The organism is Micromonospora sp. NPDC005087, assembly GCF_042872965.1.
Classification (GTDB): domain Bacteria; phylum Actinomycetota; class Actinomycetes; order Mycobacteriales; family Micromonosporaceae; genus Micromonospora.
Genome location: NZ_JBIALB010000013.1, coordinates 63,468 through 82,388 on the forward strand (window position 1 = coordinate 63,468; position 18,921 = coordinate 82,388).

At 73.8% G+C, this 18,921-nt stretch carries 15 protein-coding genes and 1 pseudogene; 9 read left to right on the top strand and 7 right to left on the bottom strand.

From position 1 onward, the window contains the following. Window positions 1–28: 28 nt before the first annotated feature. Both ACFYPS_RS26155 and ACFYPS_RS26160 read right to left on the bottom strand, forming a co-directional pair. Window positions 29–763, bottom strand: coding sequence for a peptidase E (locus ACFYPS_RS26155; protein ID WP_354964658.1), 735 nt, complete (start codon window positions 761–763; stop codon window positions 29–31). A 328-nt stretch (window positions 764–1,091) separates the two neighbouring features. Then, window positions 1,092–1,520: pseudogene (locus ACFYPS_RS26160) on the bottom strand (hypothetical protein); the annotation flags it as partial. 137 nt (window positions 1,521–1,657) lie between these two features. Between ACFYPS_RS26160 and ACFYPS_RS26165 the strand changes: the two are divergent. The 9 genes from ACFYPS_RS26165 (at window position 1,658) to valS (ending at window position 14,504) form a co-directional block, all read left to right on the top strand. After that, window positions 1,658–2,167: a SigE family RNA polymerase sigma factor gene (locus tag ACFYPS_RS26165; protein ID WP_354964876.1), complete on the top strand. Its 510-nt coding sequence runs from the start codon at window positions 1,658–1,660 to the stop codon at window positions 2,165–2,167. Further along, a complete protein-coding gene (locus ACFYPS_RS26170; protein WP_354964659.1) occupies window positions 2,164–2,616 on the top strand; it encodes a hypothetical protein in 453 nt (150 codons plus the stop codon). The genes ACFYPS_RS26165 and ACFYPS_RS26170 overlap by 4 nt, the downstream gene beginning before the upstream one ends. A 214-nt stretch (window positions 2,617–2,830) precedes the next feature. Further along, on the top strand, window positions 2,831–4,273 hold the full coding sequence (locus ACFYPS_RS26175) for an FAD-dependent oxidoreductase (protein WP_354964660.1): 1,443 nt from the start codon (window positions 2,831–2,833) through the stop codon (window positions 4,271–4,273). A gap of 101 nt (window positions 4,274–4,374) precedes the next feature. Continuing rightward, window positions 4,375–5,871, top strand: coding sequence for a DNA-3-methyladenine glycosylase 2 family protein (locus ACFYPS_RS26180; RefSeq protein ID WP_387327727.1), 1,497 nt, complete (start codon window positions 4,375–4,377; stop codon window positions 5,869–5,871). Then, window positions 5,868–6,377 carry a methylated-DNA--[protein]-cysteine S-methyltransferase gene (locus ACFYPS_RS26185; RefSeq protein ID WP_354964662.1) on the top strand — a complete coding sequence of 170 codons (510 nt, stop codon included), beginning with the start codon at window positions 5,868–5,870 and terminating at the stop codon, window positions 6,375–6,377. Before ACFYPS_RS26180 ends, ACFYPS_RS26185 begins: the two co-directional genes overlap by 4 nt. Before the next feature lie 37 nt (window positions 6,378–6,414). Next, window positions 6,415–8,271, top strand: coding sequence for an ABC transporter ATP-binding protein (locus tag ACFYPS_RS26190; protein WP_387327730.1), 1,857 nt, complete (start codon window positions 6,415–6,417; stop codon window positions 8,269–8,271). Then, window positions 8,268–10,145 (top strand): ABC transporter ATP-binding protein, encoded by a 1,878-nt coding sequence (locus tag ACFYPS_RS26195; RefSeq protein ID WP_354964664.1) that lies wholly within the window; start codon window positions 8,268–8,270, stop codon window positions 10,143–10,145. Before ACFYPS_RS26190 ends, ACFYPS_RS26195 begins: the two co-directional genes overlap by 4 nt. A gap of 127 nt (window positions 10,146–10,272) precedes the next feature. Further along, window positions 10,273–11,832, top strand: a complete 1,560-nt coding sequence (locus tag ACFYPS_RS26200) for a trypsin-like serine protease (protein ID WP_387327733.1) — start codon at window positions 10,273–10,275, stop codon at window positions 11,830–11,832. A 107-nt stretch (window positions 11,833–11,939) separates the two neighbouring features. Further along, window positions 11,940–14,504: a valine--tRNA ligase gene (gene valS / locus ACFYPS_RS26205; RefSeq protein ID WP_387327736.1), complete on the top strand. Its 2,565-nt coding sequence runs from the start codon at window positions 11,940–11,942 to the stop codon at window positions 14,502–14,504. A 46-nt stretch (window positions 14,505–14,550) separates the two neighbouring features. On the opposite strand, the gene ACFYPS_RS26210 is transcribed toward valS, so the two are convergent. The 5 genes from ACFYPS_RS26210 to ACFYPS_RS26230 form a co-directional block, all read right to left on the bottom strand. After that, window positions 14,551–15,195, bottom strand: coding sequence for a hypothetical protein (locus tag ACFYPS_RS26210; protein ID WP_354964667.1), 645 nt, complete (start codon window positions 15,193–15,195; stop codon window positions 14,551–14,553). Window positions 15,196–15,288: 93 nt separating this feature from the next. Further along, on the bottom strand, window positions 15,289–15,999 hold the full coding sequence (locus ACFYPS_RS26215; RefSeq protein ID WP_354964668.1) for an ABC transporter permease subunit: 711 nt from the start codon (window positions 15,997–15,999) through the stop codon (window positions 15,289–15,291). 1 nt (window position 16,000) lies between these two features. Further along, window positions 16,001–16,912 carry an ABC transporter ATP-binding protein gene (locus tag ACFYPS_RS26220; protein WP_387327740.1) on the bottom strand — a complete coding sequence of 304 codons (912 nt, stop codon included), beginning with the start codon at window positions 16,910–16,912 and terminating at the stop codon, window positions 16,001–16,003. Next, entirely contained in the window at window positions 16,912–17,817 is a 906-nt protein-coding gene (locus ACFYPS_RS26225; RefSeq protein ID WP_354964670.1) for an ABC transporter permease subunit, read from the bottom strand. The genes ACFYPS_RS26220 and ACFYPS_RS26225 overlap by 1 nt, the downstream gene beginning before the upstream one ends. Next, window positions 17,810–18,724 (bottom strand): ABC transporter ATP-binding protein, encoded by a 915-nt coding sequence (locus ACFYPS_RS26230; RefSeq protein ID WP_387327743.1) that lies wholly within the window; start codon window positions 18,722–18,724, stop codon window positions 17,810–17,812. Before ACFYPS_RS26230 ends, ACFYPS_RS26225 begins: the two co-directional genes overlap by 8 nt. Between the last annotated feature and the right edge of the window lie 197 nt (window positions 18,725–18,921).

Consider the following 18,921-nt stretch of genomic DNA (forward strand, 5'->3'; position numbering starts at 1 on the left):
CCGTGCCGGCGGGGGTGAAGGGCGGCCGTCAGCCGAGCAGGCGTGGGGCGATGACCGCCTCCCGGACGCTGCCGTCCGCGCCGCGGCTGACCTCGTACGCCGAAACGCCCTCGCGGTCGGCGACCGCCTCGGCCAGTCGGGTGCCCCGGTAGACGAGCCCGACCCCGTCGTCGGTGCAGTGGCTGGTCGGCAACGTCTCGTCGCCGACCAGCTCGTGCATCAGCGGTCGCCGCTGACCCTCGCTGTCGTAGTGCACCCCGTTGCCGTACGGCAGCCAGCCCAGGCCGTCGGTGAAGCCGCGCAGCCGGGGGCCGAAGCTGTCGGTGGCGCCACCTACATTCCAGCAGATCGAGCCGGCGGAGACGCCGCCCAGCACCACGCCGGCCTGCCAGCACTCGTGCAGGATCTCGTCGAGCCCGTGCACGCGCCACAGCGCGACAAGGTTGGCCACGCTGCCGCCGCCGACCCAGATCACGTCCTGGGCGAGCAGGTGGGCGCGGACGTCCTCGACGTTCGGCATCGGGAACAGGGCGAGGTGCGACAGCCGGAAACGGGTGTCGGCGAAGGCGCCGTAGATGGCCGTCAGCGAGGTGGGCTGGTCCCCGACGGCCTGCCCCAGGTAGCAGATGCGCGGCTGCGGGCCGGCCTCGGCCAGCTCGGCCGCCAGCTCGAACACCGGACCGGGGCGCAGGTCGGTGGGGCCCCGGTCGCCCCGGAAGAAACCCATGCTGGTGGCGAGGATGGTCGGTTCGCTGGCGGGCATGCGGGTCCTTCCGTCGGTGCGGGACGGCCTTCATCCTGCCGCAGCCGACCGCGGGCCAATCACCCCGGCCACGGCGGCGCGAACCGATGCCAGCTCAGCCAGCGCGTCGCTGACGCGGCACCAGGGCCATCGCCCCGGCGGTCCTCCCGATCGGCTCGCTGCCGGCCACACGGCCCGGCGCGGGCTCAGCCGACGGGTCGGACTCGGCCTGCCGGTTCGGCTCCGACCCGGCGGGATGCCCCTCAACCGGTTTGGCGGTGCGCTGGCCCTCGGCCGGCTCGCTCTCCGGCCAGTGACCCGGGGGCAGCTCCCCGAACGGCCGTTCCTCCGGGGGCAGTTGCGCGGCGGCGGCCCGAGGCAGGGTGAACCGTTCGGCGGCGGCCGGGCCGGCCGAGACCGACTCGCGCAGCATCCAGCGCACCTCGTCGGCCGTCCAGCCCAGCCCCGGCCGGACCGCGATCTCCTGGACCAGCCGCCGGCCAACCCGGGTGTCGTCGTCGTAGAAGCGCATGCACCAGTGGTGCGTCCACATTCCGAGCGCACGCAGGCCCGCATCGTCGAGTGAGCGGGCCAGCCTGCCGCAGGCGGTGTCGGCGAAGGCCCGCTCGACGTCGGCCGCCCGGTCCCGCTCGATCGCGCCGACGGCGGCCGGCGCCACGGCCCGCATCCGGCGGTAGAAGGACTGCACCACCGCGCGGGGCAGCGGCGGGAACGCGTCCCGTGTCGATGCCGCCGCCCGACCCGCCACGCTCGCCATCACCGCACCCCTTCTTGAGTTGGTGGCCGGACGTTACCCGCCACGACCGACACTTCCGGGCGGAAAAGCCGCACCGAACGTGGATAGCGAGGATGACCTGGGGCGTCTGTATGGGTGACAACGAAACGGGGTGGTGGGTGGACGAGGACGAGCGCGCCCGGTTGGCCGAGTTCGTCGCCAGCCGGACACCGGCGTTGCTGCGGGTCGCGTACCTGCTGACCGGGGATCGCAACGCCGCCGAGGATCTGTTCCAGTCGGCGCTGGCACGGACCATCCCGAAGTGGGGAACCATCCGGCACGCCGACCCCGAGGGGTACCTGCGCGTGGTGATGTACCGCGAGCAGATCAGCTGGTGGCGGCGACTGCGGCGGTGGCGGGAGACGCCGCTCAACCCGGCGGACGAACCGGTGGGCGCCGACCCGAGCGGCGGGTCGGACGTGCGGCTGGCGATGCGTGCCGCACTGCGCCACCTGCCACCGGCGCAGCGGGCGGTGGTGGTCCTGCGCTACTACGAGGACCTGCCCGAAGCGCGGGTGGCCGAGCTGCTCGGCTGCTCGGTGGGCACGGTGCGCAGCCGCACCCACCGGGCCGTCAGCCGACTGCGGGAGCTGCTGCCGGAGGTCGCAATGCTGGAGGTACGGCGATGACCGATCCCTTCGAGCGCCTCATCCGCTCCACCCTCACCGACCTGGCCGAGGAGGCACCGATCGTGCATGACCAGTTGAGCCGAGCGGAACGGCGGGTGCGCAACCGGCGCCGTGCCACCGTGACCATGGGGGCGGTGGGCACCCTCGTGGCCGTCCTGATCGCCGCCCCGTTCGCCCTCGCCGGGACCGGGTCGGACCAACCCCGGCCGGCCGCGCCCAGCCCGAGCCCTTCGGTCGTGCCCAGCCTGCCCGCGCCCACCCCGTCCGCGCCGGACGCCGTACCCAGCCCGCCCGGCGTACCCGGCGAGCCGACGCCGGCGCGTCCGACCGTCGAGCCGAGTCCGCCCGGCCCGCCCGGGGTACCCGGGTTGCCGACGCCGACGCCGGCGCGTCCGACCGTCGAGCCGAGTCCGCCCGGTCCGCCCGGGGTACCGGGCCGGCCGAGCTGATCAGATCCGGTCAGGTCGGACATTGCCGCCCGATCTGACCGGCCGGCCGCCATCGCCCACCAGCTCCGTGAGCCGCCGTGCGAGCGGTCAGACCGAGATCCCGGTCACCCTCGCGCGGTTGTTTCCCGAACCGGCGCGCTCCCGCATCCCGGCGAACAGGCTCAATGGCCAACGCGAGTTTGTCGGGGCAGGTGCGACCGCCCACTCTTGGGCCATGACCGATTCAGGACACCGGCCCGCCTCCGGTCTGCGCCGCGCCCTGGCCCGGGTGCCCGACTCGCTCACCGGGCAGATCGTCACACCAGGCGACCGCAGGTACGCGCAGCTGCGCTCGACGTACACCACGACGGCTTCGCCGGCGGGCGTCCTGCTGCCGAAGAACGCCACGCAGGTGGTCGCCGCGATCCGGTACGCGCGGGAGCAGCGGTTGCCGATCGCCGTCCGCAGCGGCGGACACGGCCTCTCCGGCGCCTCCTCCAACAACGGTGGCCTGGTCATCGACCTGTCCATGCTCAACCGGGTGCGGGTTCTCGACGAACGGTCCGGGTTGGTCCGGGTCGAGGCCGGCGCCCGGTGGGCGAACGTCGCGGCGGCGCTGGCCCCGTACGGTCTGGTGATCAGCTCGGGTGACCACGGCAACGTCGGCGTCGGCGGCCTGGCCACCGGCGGTGGCGTCGGCTGGCTGGTCCGCTCCTACGGCCTCACCATCGACCGCGTCCGTGCCGTGGAGGTGGTGCTCGCGGACGGGACGCTGGTGCGCGCGGACGCGGAGCACGAGCCGGAGCTGTTCTGGCTGGTGCGGGGCGCCGGTGCGGGGGCGGGGATCGTGGTGGCGTTCGAGATCGAGGCCACCGAGCAACGCAACGTCGGGGTGGCGCAGCTCGTCATCGAGGCCCACCCGGACGGCCGCACCGTCCGGGAGTGGGCGGGCTATCTGGCGCAGGCCCCCCGGGAGCTGTCCGCGGCCGCCGTGCTGTTCGCGGAGGGGCGGTCGGCCCTCATGTCCGTCACCGCCGTGGTGGCCGCCGAGAGCCTGCGCCGGGCCCGGCCCCTGGTGGAGCCGCTGCTGGCCATCGGGAAGGTGCTCGAACACCGGACCGACCTGCTGCCCTACCCGACCCTGGTGCCGACCGCGCACCTGCACCCGAACGTCGGGCAACAGCGGGGCACGACCACCAACGGTCTGTTCACCGAGCTGGGCGAGGCCGGTGCGCGGGCGGTGATGCGGGCGGTCACCGGGCGGGCGGTGATCCAGCTCCGCTCGGTGGGCGGAGCGGTCAACGACGTCGCCCCGGAAGCGACCGCCTACCCGCATCGGCACCAGAGCACCCTGGTAATCGCCTCGGTGTTCCCTCCGCAGGGTGGCGCGGCGTTGGACGCCGCCTGGCGGGGTGCCGCCGGCCGGGCCGACGGCGCCTACCTCAACTTCGAGAGCCGGCCGGACCCGGCGGCGTTCGCCCGGATCTACCCGGGTGCGACCGGTGCCCGGGTACGCCGGCTGTGGCGGCGGTACGACCCGGACGGCGTGTTCCGGCCGGCCCTGCTGAGCGCCAGGCCCGCCCCAGTCGAGCGGGTGGCCCGGCCCGACCCGGCCGAAGGGGCCGGACGGTCCGGCCGGTCCGGCCGGTCCGGCCAGCCGCATCGGCGCCGCCGCTGAACGCTGGGCGGACCATCGGTTGATGCCGGTGTTCGGGGCCCGCATGGCCACGTCCGATTCCCGCCAGCCGATCGCCCGGGGATCGGGGCATCATCGGTGACGTGGAGATGGACTTCGAGCGGTGCTACCGGGCAGTGGACAGCCGTGACCAGCGGTTCGACGGCTGGTTCTACACCGGCGTGACGTCGACCGGGATCTACTGCCGGCCGTCCTGCCCCGCGACCACCCCCAAGCGGCGGAACGTCAGGTTCTTCCCGTCCGCGGCTGCGGCGCAGGGCGCCGGGCTGCGCGCCTGCCGCCGCTGCCGCCCGGACGCCGCACCCGGCTCGCCCCAGTGGGACGTCCGCGCCGACGTGGTCGGCCGGGCGATGCGACTGATCGCCGACGGGGTGGTCGACCGGGATGGCGTCCCCGGGCTGGCCGCCCGGCTCGGCTACACCGAGCGGCACCTGCACCGGATGCTGCGCGCCGAGATGGGCGCCGGGCCGCTCGCGCTGGCCCGGGCCCAGCGGGCGCAGACCGCCCGGATCCTGATCGAGACGACCGGCCTCGGGATGGCCGAGATCGCGTTCGCCGCGGGCTTCGGCAGTGTGCGGCAGTTCAACGACACGGTCCGCGAGGTGTACGCGACCGCCCCGTCCGAGCTGCGGGCGGCCCGTGGCCGGCACCAGGCGCCGGCCGGCGCGGGGACGATCACGCTCCGACTGGCGTACCGTCCGCCGCTGCACGCCCGGGCGCTGCTGGACTTCCTCTCGGTGCGGGCGCTGCCCGGGGTGGAGGAGGTCCGCGACGGGACGTACCACCGGGGGTTGCGGTTGCCGCACGGTGCCGGCCAGGTGGCGCTGACCCCGGCGGACGGGCACGTGGCGGCGACGCTGCGCCTGGCCGACCTGCGCGACCTGGCACCGGCGGTGGCCCGTTGCCGCCGGCTGCTCGACCTGGACGCGGACCCGGTCGCCATCGACGCCACGCTCGCCGCCGACCCGGCTCTGGCCCCGGCGGTCGCCGCCGAACCCGGCATCCGGGTCCCCCGTGCGGTGGACGGCTTCGAGCTGGCGGTCCGCGCCATCATCGGCCAGCAGGTCTCGGTCACCTCCGCCCGCACCACCCTCACCCGCCTGCTGGCCGCCCGCGACCGCACCGACCATGAGGTCGGCGGGCCGGACGGAGATCGAACCCCCGGCCCGCCTCATGACCAACGCGGTGAGCCTCCGGGGAGTCTCCGCGGCTTTCCCACCGCGGAGGAGCTGCTGGGGGTGCCGGATGCGGGGTTCGGGATGCCGGCCGGGCGGCGGGAGACGGTACGCACCCTGGCGCGGGCCGTGACCGACGGGGAGCTGGACCTCGCGTCGGGCGGCGACCGGGAGGAGACCGCCCGGCGGCTGCTCGCGCTGCCCGGCATCGGCCCGTGGACCGCCGGCTACCTGGCCATGCGCGCCTTCGGCGACCCGGACGTCCTGCTCCCCACCGACCTGGCGGTCCGGCGCGGCGCGACCGCGCTCGGCCTGCCCGACACCTCGAAGACCCTCGACGCGTACGCCGAACGTTGGCGCCCCTGGCGGTCCTACGCCACGATCAGACTCTGGAGAGCGGCATGAGCATCGACAGCACCGTACTGAGCACACCGACCGGCCCGCTGAGCATCATCGCCGGTCCGGACGGTGAGGTCCGGGCGGCCGGCTTCACCCCCGATCCGGCGGCGCTGCTGCCCCTGGTCCACCCCACCCTGCGGGCGCCACTACGAGCGCGGGCCGACCTCGGCCCGGTCAGCGTGGCCGTCCGGTCCTACCTGGACGGTGACCTCACCGCCATCGACGCGGTGCCGGTGCGGCAGAGCACCGGTGGCGAGTTCATGGCCCACGCCTGGCAGGTGCTGCGCGAGGTCCCGCCGGGCACCCCGGTCACCTACACCGGGTACGCCGCGCTGGCCGGCCGGCCGCCGGCGGTGCGGGCCGCCGCGGCCGCCTGCGCCCGTAACGCCGTGGCGCTGTTCGTGCCCTGCCACCGGGTGCTGCGTACCGACGGCACGCTCGGCGGCTACCGCTGGGGGCTGGACGTGAAGAAGTGGCTTCTCGGTCATGAGCGGCGGTTGACAACAACCTGACACAAGCATCGACACCCATTGACGCTACCGTCGGGTAGTGCCTGTGGAGAGCGACGGCGACCCGGCCGCCCGGGTCGCCGCGGGCCCCCACCCCGTGCACAACCTCTGGCGGCTGCGCCGCTACCTGCGCCCGTACACCACCGAGTTCGCCTGGCTGTTGGTCGCCGGGCTCGCCGGCACCGCGGCCGGAATCGCCGTACCGCTGGTGGTGCAGCGGGTGGTGGACGGGCCGGTGGCCCGGCACGATCCCGCCGGCCTGCTCCAGCTCGGTGGCCTGGCGCTGCTGCTCGGCGTCGTCGAGGCGGTGCTCATCTTCATCCGCCGCTGGGTGCAGTCCTCCTCGGCGGTGGGCATGGAGGCGGCGCTGCGCGCCGACGTCTACGCACATCTGCAACGGTTGCCGGCCAGCTTCCACGATCGCTGGCAGTCCGGCCAGTTGCTCTCCCGGATCACCAGCGACCTCTCGGTGATCCGGCGATTCCTCTCCTTCGGCGTGTTCTTCCTGGTGCTCAACCTGACCACCTACCTGGTGGTGGTGCTGCTGCTGATCCACCTGCACCCGGCGCTCGGGCTGCTGGTCGCGGCCAGCGCGGTGCCACTGCTGCTGATCAGCCGCCGGTTCGGCCGGCAATACCACGCCGCGTCCCGCCGGATGCAGGACCAGCAGGGCGACGTGGCGACCCTGGTCGAGGAGACCGCGCAGGGCCTGCGCACCATGAAGGCGTACGGCCGGGGGGTCGAGCTGGCCGCCCGCTTCGCCGGCGGCGCCCGGACGCTGCACGACACCGGCGTGGCCAAGGGCCGGTTGCTGGCCAACACCGCGGCGCTGCTCGACCTGGTGCCCAACCTGACCCTCGGCGTGGTGCTGGTGGCCGGGGCGGCCGCCGCCGCGCGGGGCGCGCTCACCATCGGCGAGCTGGTCGCGTTCGTCAGCCTCCAACTGATGCTCATCTGGCCGGTGCAGTCACTGGGTTGGATCATCGCCAACGGCCAGGAGGCCGCCACCGCCGCCGACCGGATCCAGGAGGTGCTGGACACCCCGCCGCAGATCATGGACGCCCCCGGAGCGCTCGCCCTGCCCCGCGACGCGGTCCACGGCCGACTCCGCTTCGAACGGGTCGCGTTCCGCTACCCGGGCTCGACCACGCCGGTGCTGCGCGAGATCGACCTCAGCATCGAGCCGGGCGAGACGCTGGCGCTGGTCGGCGCCACCGGCAGCGGCAAGAGCACGCTGCTCTCCCTGGTGCCCCGGCTGCACGAGGTGACCGGCGGTCGGATCACGCTGGACGGTCACGACCTACGTGAGCTGCGGCTCGACTCGCTGCGCCGACTGGTCGGCGTGGCGTTCGAGGAGCCGACGCTCTTCTCCATGTCGGTGCGGGAGAACCTCACCCTGGGGCGCCCGGACGCCGGCGACGACGAGGTCCGGGCCGCTCTGGCGCTGGCCCAGGCCGACTTCGCGTACGACCTGCCGTGGGGGTTGGCCACCCGGGTGGGTGAGCAGGGGTTGTCCCTCTCCGGGGGCCAGCGCCAGCGGCTGGCGCTGGCACGGGCGGTGCTCGGTCGCCCGGCGCTGCTGGTGCTGGACGACCCGCTGTCCGCCCTCGACGTGCACACCGAGGGGCTGGTCGAGGCGGCGCTGCGGCGGGTGCTGCGGAACAGCACCGCGCTGCTGGTGGTGCACCGGCCGTCGACGATCGCACTGGCCGACCGGGTAGCCCTGCTCGACGGCGGGCGGATCACCGCGATCGGCCGGCACTCCGAGTTGCTGGCCACCGTACCGGCGTACCGTGCCCTGCTGGCTGCCGAGCCGCCGGCCGGGCAGCCGCCGCCAGCCGGAGCCGCCGCGCCCGCGGCGCCCACCGCGGACGGGCGGGGGCTGGTGCGTTCGTGAGCGTGCCGGAGCAGGCCGATCCACCCGGGGAAAAGCCGGAGTTGGCCCGCTGGCGCGGGACGGCCACCGACCCGGAGGCCGACCGCAGCCGGGCCGAGGAGAGCACCCCCGAGGCGGTGGCCCGGCTGCGCCGGCACAGCCGGGCACTGCTGGCCGACCTGCTCCGCCCGCACCGGGGGCGACTCGCCGCCGCGGTCGGCCTGCTGCTGGCCCAGAACGCCGCCGCGATGGCCGGCCCGTACCTGGTCATGATCGGCATCGACCGGGCCATCGCACCGCTGCGGGCCGGCGACCCCGGCCCGCTGGCCGCCGTCGCCGGGGCGTTCGCCGCCGCCGCGGTGACCGAGTACGCGGCCCGGCGCGGCTTCCTCACGCTGTCCGCCCGGATCGGCCAGGCCGTCCTGCTGGACCTGCGGCAGCGGGTGTTCGGGCACTTCCTGCGGCTGTCGGTGGGCTTCCACGAGCGGTACACCTCCGGCCGGATGGTCTCCCGACTCACCAGTGACCTCGACTCGATCGCCGAGCTGGTCGACGGCGGGATCGACAGCCTGGTGCTCGCCGGGCTGTCCATCCTGTCGGTGGCCGCCATCCTGCTCTGGCTGGACCTGCCGCTGGCCGCGGTGACGCTGCTCGCCTTCCCTTTCCTGTTCTGGCTCTCGCGCTGGTTCGCGCGGGCGTCGGCCAGCGCCTACCGGCGGACCCGGGAGGCGGTCGCGCTGGTCATCGTGCATTTCGTCGAGTCGATGCGGGGCATCCGGGCGGTGCAGGCGTTCCGCCGGGAGCCGCGTAACCAGCGGATCTTCGAGGCGCTCGGTGACGACTACCGGTCGAGCAGCCTGCACGCGTTCCGGCTGATCGCCACGTACTCCCCGGCGATCAAGCTGATCGGTAACGTCGCCGTGGCGGTGGTGCTCTGCTACGGCGGCTGGCGGGTGCTCGGCGGACGGACCGAGGTCGGGGTGCTCGCCGCGTTCCTGCTCTACCTGCGTCGCTTCTTCGAGCCGATGCAGGAGCTCAGCCAGTTCTACAACTCGCTCCAGTCGGCCACCGCCGCGCTGGAGAAGCTGGCCGGGGTGCTGGACGAGCGGCCGGCGGTCGCCGAGCCGGCCCGACCGGTGCCGCTGCCGAACGGCGCCGGCCGCGGCGAGCTGACCTTTCGGGCGGTCTCCTTCGGCTACCGCGCGGACACCCCGATCCTCGCCGGGCTGGAGCTGACCGTGCCGGCCGGGCAGACCGTCGCGCTGATCGGGACGACCGGCGCGGGCAAGTCGACCATCGCCAAGCTGGTGGCCCGGTTCCACGACCCGGACGCCGGCACGGTCCGGCTGGACGGGACCGACCTGCGCGAGGTGAGCGACGCCGACCTCCGGCGGGCGGTGGTGCTGGTGACCCAGGAGAACCACCTGTTCAGCGGCACCGTGGCGGAGAACATCCGGTTCGGCCGACCGGACGCCGACGACGCCGCGGTGCAGGCCGCCGCCCAGGCGATCGGCGCGCACGAGTTCATCGCCGCGCTGCCCGAGGGGTACGGCACCCAGGTGCACCGGCGCGGCGGCCGGCTCTCCGCCGGGCAGCGGCAGCTGGTCGCGTTCGCCCGGGCGTTCCTGGCCGATCCGACCGTCCTGATCCTGGACGAGGCGACGTCCTCGCTGGACGTGCCGACCGAGCGGCTGGTGCAGCGGGCGCTCGGCACCATCCTGCGGGACCGGACCGCCCTGGTGATCGCGCATCGACTCTCCACCGTGGAGACCGCCGACCGGGTGCTCGTCCTCGACGGCGGACGGATCGTCGAGGACGGCCCGCCCGGCCAGCTCGCCGACGCCGGTGGCCGGTACGCCGCCCTGCACCGGCAGTGGCGGGAGTCGCTCCTGTAGCTACAATCACGGCTCGTCTATCTCGGTTTCGCCCGGCGCGGTCGGCAACGACGACTGCTCTGTTCCGGCCGGGCACCGACGAACGCACGGGGAGGGCACGGGGGTGCGCACACGGGGACGCATGATCGTGGCTGGACTGGCTGTCGCCGGCCTGGTCGGGGCCACTGTCGCGGTGACCAGTGGGGACGCGGCCGAGCGCCGCGCGGTGACCGCGGTCGCGGCCGAGGAGGGGCTGGGCAGCGCGACAGCCAGCGGACCGACCGCGCCACCCGGCGCGACCGCGTCCGGTGCAGCCGCGCCCGCACCGGACACGAAGACCGCGACGGAGTCGAAGGCCGTTTCCGGGCCGGTACGCTCCCGACCGGCCAAGGTGGTGGCTGAGGCGGCGCCTGCCTCGGTCGCGTACCTGCGGGACCGCTACCGGATCTCCGCGACCGAGGCGGCACGCCGGCTCGCCCTCCAGGAGCTTTCCGCGCCCCTGGACGCGCGGCTGACCGAGCAGGTCCCGCACTCGTACGGCGGCATGTGGCTCGACCAGGCGGCCGGTGGCGTGCTCACCATCGGAGCGACCGACGTCGCGGCGGTCCAGGCGGCCGTGGCCGACGTACCGGACCCGGCGCACGTCCGGGTGGTCGCCGTGCGGCACACGCTGAATCAGCTCGTCGAGGCCGCGGCCGGTGTCGCCGCCGCGCTCGACGCGTCCCCCTCGGACGTGGTGGTGGATCATCAGGCCAACGAGGTCGTGGTGCTCACCGGCGACCGGATCACGGCGGACGAACCGCGGCTGGCCGAGGCGCGCCGCGCCGCCGGGGTGCCGACCCGGACCCAGGCCCGGACCCCCGCGACCAACGTGCAGAAGGCGTGCGACCCGCGCTACTGCCCGCAGGGGCCGATGCGCGGCGGCATCCGCCTGGACGTGCCGCGCGACGACGGCACCGTCGGCGGCTGCACCACCGGCTTCAACCTCATCGTCGGAGTGCGCGACGCGTACGTGCTGACGGCGGGGCACTGCGTCGTCGGCGGACGGCACCAGCAGGTGGACCGGACCTGGCACCAGTTCCTCGGCCCGAAGGTGCCGGTGAACGTGGAGGCGCCGAACCCGAGCCTGGCCGAGAACGCCTACCCGTACGACTACGCGATCATGCCGTACCAGCCCGGGGCTCTCCCCCGGTGGGCGTACCCGCGCGGCGCCACGAGCACGCCCAGCCTGGTCAACTACTGGTGTGTCGCGGACAACCCGCGGTGCGCCACCAGCGGCAGCCGGGACGTGCGGATCACCGGCTACGTGCCGTGGAGCGCCATCCAGACCGGTTGGGTGGTCTGCGCGACCGGCTCGGCGTACACCCCGAAGTCCGGTGAGCAGTACGTCGACTCCGGCGCCGGCGCCGGTTACGTGCCCGGCACCCGGTGCGGCGAGATCACCGGCAAGAGCAGCGGTGGCATCGACGTCCGGATCTGTGCCCGGCCGGGCGACAGCGGCGGCCCGCTGTTCACCGAGGCCGACGGCAAGGCGCTGGGCATCCTCTCGAACGGCGACCCGGGAGAGGGCGCCTGCACCAACGAGAACGAGCGGAACTCCTACGCCCCGATCTCCACGATCCTGGAGCGGGCGAACGCCCGCAGCGACGGGAGGCTGCGGATCCGACTGGCCACCTCCGGCCCGGTCGCCGGCCCGGTCGCCCGGTGACGGGGCCGACCCCCTCCCTCCGGTCATTGGAGGCGCAGGCACGAAATCCATCGTGGCACGCGGGTTAACCCGTGGTCCGGCCGTTGGAGCCTGCCTACGATCGCAGGATGACCGAAACGGCGAGGACGGCCCGCGCCGGCGTCCCCGAGCGTCCGACCCTGGACGGGCTCGAGGAGAGCTGGGCGCGCCGCTGGCAGGAGGAGGGCACGTACGCGTTCGACCGCTCGAAGAGGCGTGTCGACGTGTACTCGATCGACACCCCGCCGCCGACCGTATCGGGCGAGCTGCACATGGGACACGTCCTCTCGTACACCCACACCGACACGACGGCGCGCTACCAACGGATGCGTGGCAAGGCGGTCTTCTACCCGATGGGCTGGGACGACAACGGCCTGCCCACCGAGCGTCGGGTGCAGAACGTGTACGGGGTCCGGTGCGATCCGGCGCTGCCGTACGACCCGGTGTGGCGGCCACCCGCGACCCCGGTCGACGAGGCCGCCCGCCGCGACCCCACCCCGATCTCGCGGCGCAACTTCATCGAGCTGTGCGAGCGGCTGACCGTCGCCGACGAGCAGGTCTTCGAGGCGCTCTGGCGGCGCCTCGGGCTCTCCGTGGACTGGTCCCTGACGTACACCACGATCGGCCGGGTGGCTCGGGCGACCAGCCAGCGGGCGTTCCTGCGCAACCTGCACCGGGGTGAGGCGTACCAGGCGGAGGCGCCGACGCTGTGGGATGTCGGCTTCGCCACCGCGGTCGCCCAGGCCGAACTGGAGGACCGGGAGCGGCCCGGCGCCTACCACCGGCTGCGGTTCACCGCGCCCGGCGGGCGGGAGGTGCTCATCGACACCACCCGGCCCGAGCTGCTGCCGGCCTGCGTGGCGCTCGTCTGCCATCCCGACGACGAGCGGTACGCCGACCTGGTGGGCGGCACGGCGCGCAGCCCGCTGTTCGGCGTCGAGGTGCCGGTGTACGCCCATCCGCTGGCCGACCCGGCCAAGGGCACCGGCGTCGCGATGGTCTGCACGTTCGGGGACCTGACCGACGTGACCTGGTGGCGTGAGCTGCGGCTGGACACCCGGGTGGTGATCGGCCGGGACGGCCGGCTGCTCCCCGAACCGCCGGCCGGGGTGCCGGCGCAGCCGTACGCGGCACTGGCCGGGCAGACCGTCAACGGCGCCCGCCGGGAGATCGTCGGAATGCTCGCCGACGCGGGCGACCTGCTCGGCGAGCCACGCCCGATCACGCACCCGGTCAAGTTCTACGAGCGTGGCGACCGGCCACTGGAGATCGTCTCGACCCGGCAGTGGTACCTGCGCAACGGCGGCCGGGACGACGAGTTGCGGGCGACGCTGCTGGCTCGGGGCGAACAGCTGCACTGGGTGCCGACGCACATGAAGCACCGCTACGACAACTGGGTGGGCGGCCTGACCGGCGACTGGCTGGTCAGCCGGCAGCGCTTCTTCGGGGTGCCGGTGCCGGTGTGGTACCGGCTCGACAACGCTGGCGAGCCGGACTGGTCCCAGCCTCTCACGCCGGACGAGTCCGCGCTGCCGGTCGATCCATCCACCGATCCGGCACCCGGCTACGACGAGTCGCAGCGCGGCCGGCCGGGTGGTTTCGTCGGCGACCCGGACGTGCTGGACACCTGGGCCACCTCGTCGCTGACCCCGCAGATCGTCGGCGGTTGGGAGACCGACCCGGAGCTGTTCGCCCAGATCTTCCCGATGGACCTCCGCCCGCAGGGGCAGGAGATCATCCGGACCTGGCTGTTCGACAGTGTGGTCCGCTCGCACTTCGAGCACGGCGTGCTGCCCTGGCGGGACACCGTGCTCTCCGGCTGGATCCTCGACCCGGACCACAAGAAGATGGCCAAGTCCAAGGGGAACGTGGTCACCCCGCTGGCGCTGCTGGAGCAGCACGGCTCGGACGCGGTGCGCTACTGGGCGGCCAGCGGCAAGCCCGGCATGGACCTGGCGTTCGACCCGGCGCAGATCAAGGTCGGCCGGCGGCTGGCCACCAAGCTGCTCAACGCGTCGAAGTTCGCGCTCGGGTTGGGGGCCGCGGACGCGCTGCGCACCCCGGCGACCGCGCCACTGGACCGGGCCATGCTCGCCGAGTTGGCCACCGTGGTCACCGCCGCGGGCGCCGCCTTCGACTCCTACGACCACACCGCGGCGTTGCAGGTGACCGAGGCGTTCTTCTGGCGGTTCTGCGACGACTACATCGAGCTGGTCAAGGAGCGCGCGTACGGCACCGGAGCGGCGGCCGACTCGGCCCGGGCCGCGCTGGCCTCGGCGCTGTCGGTGCAGTTGCGGCTGTTCGCCCCGGTCCTGCCGTACGTCACCGAGGAGGTCTGGTCCTGGTGGCGGTACGGCTCGGTGCACCGGGCGCCCTGGCCCACCACGCACGAGGTGGCCCGGACGATCGACGGAACGGGCGAACCGGCGCTGCTTCGGCTGGCCGGCGACGCGCTGAGCCAGGTGCGGCGGGCCAAGTCGGAGCGGAAACTGTCGATGAAGGCGGAGGTGCCGCTGGCCGAGGCGCTCGGCCCGGCGGCGCTGCTGGACCAGCTCACCCTGGTCGCCGACGACCTGCGCGCGGCTGGCCGGATCGGCAAGCTCGATCTGCTCCCCGATCGCACACCGGAACTCGTCATCGCCTGCGCCTTCTGACCGGTGCGGAAGGTGCCCTCCGCGGGGAGGGCACCTTCCCAGCAGCTCACCAGCCGCGCAGGAAGCGCAGGCCGAGCAGGAACGAGACCACCGCCGGCCCGACCAGCAACGTGATCGCCTGGAGCCGGTACGGCATCCGGTGCCGGGTCAGTTCCACGGCGTTGCCCAGCACGATCGCCCCGGCCAGCATCAGGAACGCACCCCACCAGCCGGTCTCCAGGTGGATCAGATCCACCCGGATCAGTTGCAGGGTCAGACCGAGCAACGCGCCGGTGAGCGCGAGCAGGGCAACCGCCCGGTGCAGGCCACGGGCCAGCGGGTGGGCCGCCCGCCACAGGTAGGTGCCGGCGACCGCCAGGCAGGGCAACGTCACCAGCACCGGCCAACCCCGGCCCATCACGCTGAACATCAACAGCGCGCCCACCGCGAACACCAGCGCGCCGACGCAGGCGATGACGTACCCGGCGAAGGCCCGGCCCCCACCCCTGGCCAGCAGCGGCCCTCCGCTGGCCGCGATCAGCGCGCCCGGGATCAGGATGAAGCCGGCCCACCAGTGGAACCGTCCGCTGCCCTGGGCGGCCGTCGCGACGGTGGCGCAGGCCAGTCCGGCGACCGCCAGGCTGGTCAGCCACGGCCGGCTGCTCCGGGAGTACGGCTCAGCCAACGACACTCGCTCCGCTTCGACGCTCACGCCCACCAGCCTGGCGCGCGACGCCCCGCCCGGTCCATCCGGCCAGCCCTACCGCCGGACGGTGGCTGGCCGGAAGACCGCGCCGCACCGACCTCAGCTCGTCTCGCCGGCCACGCTGAACGAGCGCAGACGGTCGATGGCCAGCACGGTGAAGCCGATGCTGACCAGCGCGGTCATCACCGCCGCCACCGGCACCGACACCGTGGTCTCCAGCAGCCCGGTGGGGGCGAGCCGGTCGGCGAGGGCGATCACGTACTGCTGGATGGAGAGCACCTTGGTGCCGCTGACGAAGTTGCCCAGCAGCCCCTCCCAGATCAGCACGTAGACCAGGCCGAGGAGCACCGGCCGCCGAGTGACCAGGCTGAGCGCGAGGAACAGCGCCGAGTACGCCAGCGCGCCGAGCGCCGCCGCGGCGGCCAGCGCCAGGCCGAGGCGTACCGAATCGGCCAGCACGCCCGCCACGTAGAGCGGCACCGCGACGGTGACCGCGGTGACCCCGGCGGCCACCGCGAGCTTGGGCAGCACGATCTGCCACCGCGGCAACGGCTTGGTCAGGATGTGCACCACCGTGCCGTCGTCGATCTCGGCGCCCAGCACACCGGTGCCGATGATCAGCGCCACCACCGGCAGCACCACCGCCAACCCGAGGCCGACCAGCACCGGCGGGCCCCACTCGCCCGGGTCGACGCCCAGCGACCGGCAGAGCACGGCCAGCCCGAGCAGCACCAGCGGCAGCGGGAGCAGCAGCAGGAACCGCCGCCGGCCGAACAGGCCGCGCGCGGTGATCCAGGTAATGGTCGACATGTCAGGCCTCCACCAGGTAGGAGAAGACGCTCTCCAGGGACTCGTCGGACGGCACCAGCTGGCGCACCCGGATGCCCCGGGTCAGTGCGATCCGGGGCAGCGCCCGGGTGAAGGCGCCGTAGTCGCCGGCGCGCACGGTCAGGCCGGTGCGGTCCAGCTCCACGCCGCTCACCGAATCCTCGGCGATCAGCGCGACGGCCAGCGCCCGGTCGTCGGTGGAGCGCACCGCGAAGACGTGCGGGCGATTGGTCATCAGCCGCCGGATGGTCCGGAAGTCGCCGGAGGCCGCCAGTCGGCCGGCCACCATCACCTGCACCGTCCCGGAGACCTGCTCGACCTCCTCCAGGATGTGCGAGCTGAACAGGATGGTCCGGCCGGCGTCGCCAAGCGTGTGCAGCAACTGCATCATGTGCAGTCGCTGGCGCGGGTCCAACCCGTTGAACGGCTCGTCGAGCAGCAGCACCTGCGGGTCGTGCACCAACGCGGCGGCCACCCGCGCCCGTTGCCGCATGCCCTTGGAGTACGTGCCGATCCGGCGGTCCTGCGCGGACTCCAGCTCCACCAGGTCGATGGCCCGCCGGGCCGCCGCCGCCGGATCGGCCAACCGGTGCAGCTTCGCGCTGGCCAGCACGAACTCGTACGCGGTGAGGAAGCCCTGCACCGCCTCGCGCTCACTGACCAGCCCCAGCCGGCGGTAGACGCTCGGGTTGCGCCAGGTCGGCTCGTCGTCGAGGGTCACGGTGCCCCGCGACGGGGCGAGGAACCCGGCCATCATGTGCAGGAGCGTGGTCTTGCCGGCGCCGTTCGGGCCGAGCAGCCCGGTCACTCCCGGCCCGAGCGCCATGCTGATGTCGTTGACGGCGACCACGTTGCCGTACCACCGGGACACCCCGGTCAGGCTCAGCGTGCTCATCAGGAGGCGACCTTCCGGTAGCGGGCCAGCAGGAGGGCGGTCGCGCCGGCGACCAGCAGTAGCGCGGCCAGGGCGTAGACCGGGCCGAAGCCGCCGATCGACGGGCCGCCCTGGTCGCCCTCCACGAGCAGATCGCCCAGCGACCAGATGCCCACGCCCTGCACCAGGGTGGAGGGCGAGGCCAGCCCGGCCAGCTCGTTGGCCGTACGCGACGGCAGGATGCTCAGCGTGCCCACGATCGGGGTGGTCATCAGGAAGACGGCGACCACACCACCGGCGGCGAACGCGCGCTTGCCGGTCAGCGACGCGACCAGCAACCCGACCGAGGCGAAGACCACCGCCCACAGCCCGGCGTAGAGCAGCCCGGGCAGCAGGTCGAGCAGCTCGTTCCAGACCCCGCGCATGCCGTCCTTGGTGGTGAACGCGGCGCCCAGGAACATCACCAGCTGGGGCCCGCCGAGCAGCAGCCAGAGTGCGGTGACCAGCGCCAGCAGCTTGGCCACCGCGTAGTCACCGCGCGGCAGCGGTCGGGAGAAGTACAGCGGCAGCACCCCGCTGCGCAGGTCCCGCGAGACCAGCTCCGGCGCGGCCACCGCGACGAAGAAGAGGACCAGCCAGCTCATCGAGTCGGCGAACTGGGCGTACGTGGCGACCGGTTCGCCGATCTGGCTGCGTACGGCGGCCAGGGCCACCGCGACCAGGGTGACGATGCCGACCACCAGCCAGGGGAAGATCTTGGCCTTGGCGCTGCGCCCGAACCCGAACGCGGTGCGCAGCCCGTGCAGATAGAGCGCGCCGAAGACGTGCCGGCGGCCCAGCCGCGGACCCTCGTAGCGCTGGTAGCCGATGTCGTGGATGACGCCCGTCGGCGTGGAGCGCACCGCGGCGGTTGACAGCTCAGGCATGGGAGAGCTCCCTCGTGGCGAAGAGTTCGGCCACCCGGTGCCGGCGCTGGTCCAGTCGGTGCAGCGGCAGGTCCAGCTCGGCGACCGCGCCGAGGATCAGGTCGTAGGTGCTGTCGTCGGCGAGTGGCACGAGCAGCAGCCGGCCGTCCCGCGCCACCGGCAGGTCGAGCGCGGCGAGCCGGGCGGCGAGTTCCTCGGTGCCCTCGCTGACCTCCACGGCGAGCACGTCGGTGGCCGAGGTCATGGCGGAGATGTGGTCGGCGCGCAGCAGCCGGCCGCCGTCGATGGCGATCAGCGTGTCGCAGATCCGTTCCACCTCGCCCAACAGGTGCGAACAGACCAGCACGGAGATGCCGAACTCGGTGCCGATGCGGTGCACCAGCGCCAGCATGGCGTCCCGGCCGGCCGGGTCGAGGCCGTTGGTCGGCTCGTCGAGCAGCAGCAGGTCGGGGTCGTGCACCAGCGCCTGCGCCAGCTTGACCCGCTGCTTCATGCCGGTGGAGTAGCCGCCGACCGGGCGGTAGCGCTCCTCGTAGAGCCCGACGTGCCGCAGCGCCTCGGAGGCCCGCTCGCGGGCCGCGGTGCGCGGCAGGCCGCTGATCCGGCCGAGGTGGGTGACCAGCTCGGCGGCGGACAGGTCCGGCGGGAGGCAGTCGTGCTCGGGCATGTAGCCGACCCGGGCGCGGACCGCCGCCGGGTCAGCGGTCGGGTCGAAACCGATCACCGAGACCTGACCGCTGGTCGGGGCGATCAGGCCGAGCAGGATCTTGATCAAGGTGGATTTGCCGGCGCCGTTCGCGCCCACCAGGCCGATGATCCCCGGCTCGACGGCGACGGTGAGGTCGGCGAGCGCGGTGACCCGACCTCCGTACGTCTTGGTGAGCGACTGGGTCGCGATCAGTGTCACGATGCCCAGCGTAGGGAGTCGATGCCCCCCGCGGACACCGGCGCGCCCCCTGCACTCCCCTGATCTCGCGGCGGCCGACCCCTAGGGTGCGCCGCCCCGATTCCGCGACGAGCGGTGGATCTGGAACCGACTGCGGTCGGCGGTGGGTCGCCGGATCCGCCGCTGACCGCCCGCCGGGTCGTGGAGTGGCGGCCTCG

Excerpts from the sequence above, each read along its gene's own strand:
- ACFYPS_RS26220 (WP_387327740.1), bottom strand. The coding sequence starts at position 16,912 with ATGAGCACGCTGAGCCTGACCGGGGTGTCCCGGTGGTACGGCAACGTG.
- ACFYPS_RS26170 (WP_354964659.1), top strand. The coding sequence starts at position 2,164 with ATGACCGATCCCTTCGAGCGCCTCATCCGCTCCACCCTCACCGACCTG.
- ACFYPS_RS26215 (WP_354964668.1), bottom strand. The coding sequence starts at position 15,999 with ATGTCGACCATTACCTGGATCACCGCGCGCGGCCTGTTCGGCCGGCGG.
- ACFYPS_RS26175 (WP_354964660.1), top strand. The coding sequence starts at position 2,831 with ATGACCGATTCAGGACACCGGCCCGCCTCCGGTCTGCGCCGCGCCCTG.
- ACFYPS_RS26155 (WP_354964658.1), bottom strand. The coding sequence starts at position 763 with ATGCCCGCCAGCGAACCGACCATCCTCGCCACCAGCATGGGTTTCTTC.
- ACFYPS_RS26225 (WP_354964670.1), bottom strand. The coding sequence starts at position 17,817 with ATGCCTGAGCTGTCAACCGCCGCGGTGCGCTCCACGCCGACGGGCGTC.
- valS (WP_387327736.1), top strand. The coding sequence starts at position 11,940 with ATGACCGAAACGGCGAGGACGGCCCGCGCCGGCGTCCCCGAGCGTCCG.
- ACFYPS_RS26185 (WP_354964662.1), top strand. The coding sequence starts at position 5,868 with ATGAGCATCGACAGCACCGTACTGAGCACACCGACCGGCCCGCTGAGC.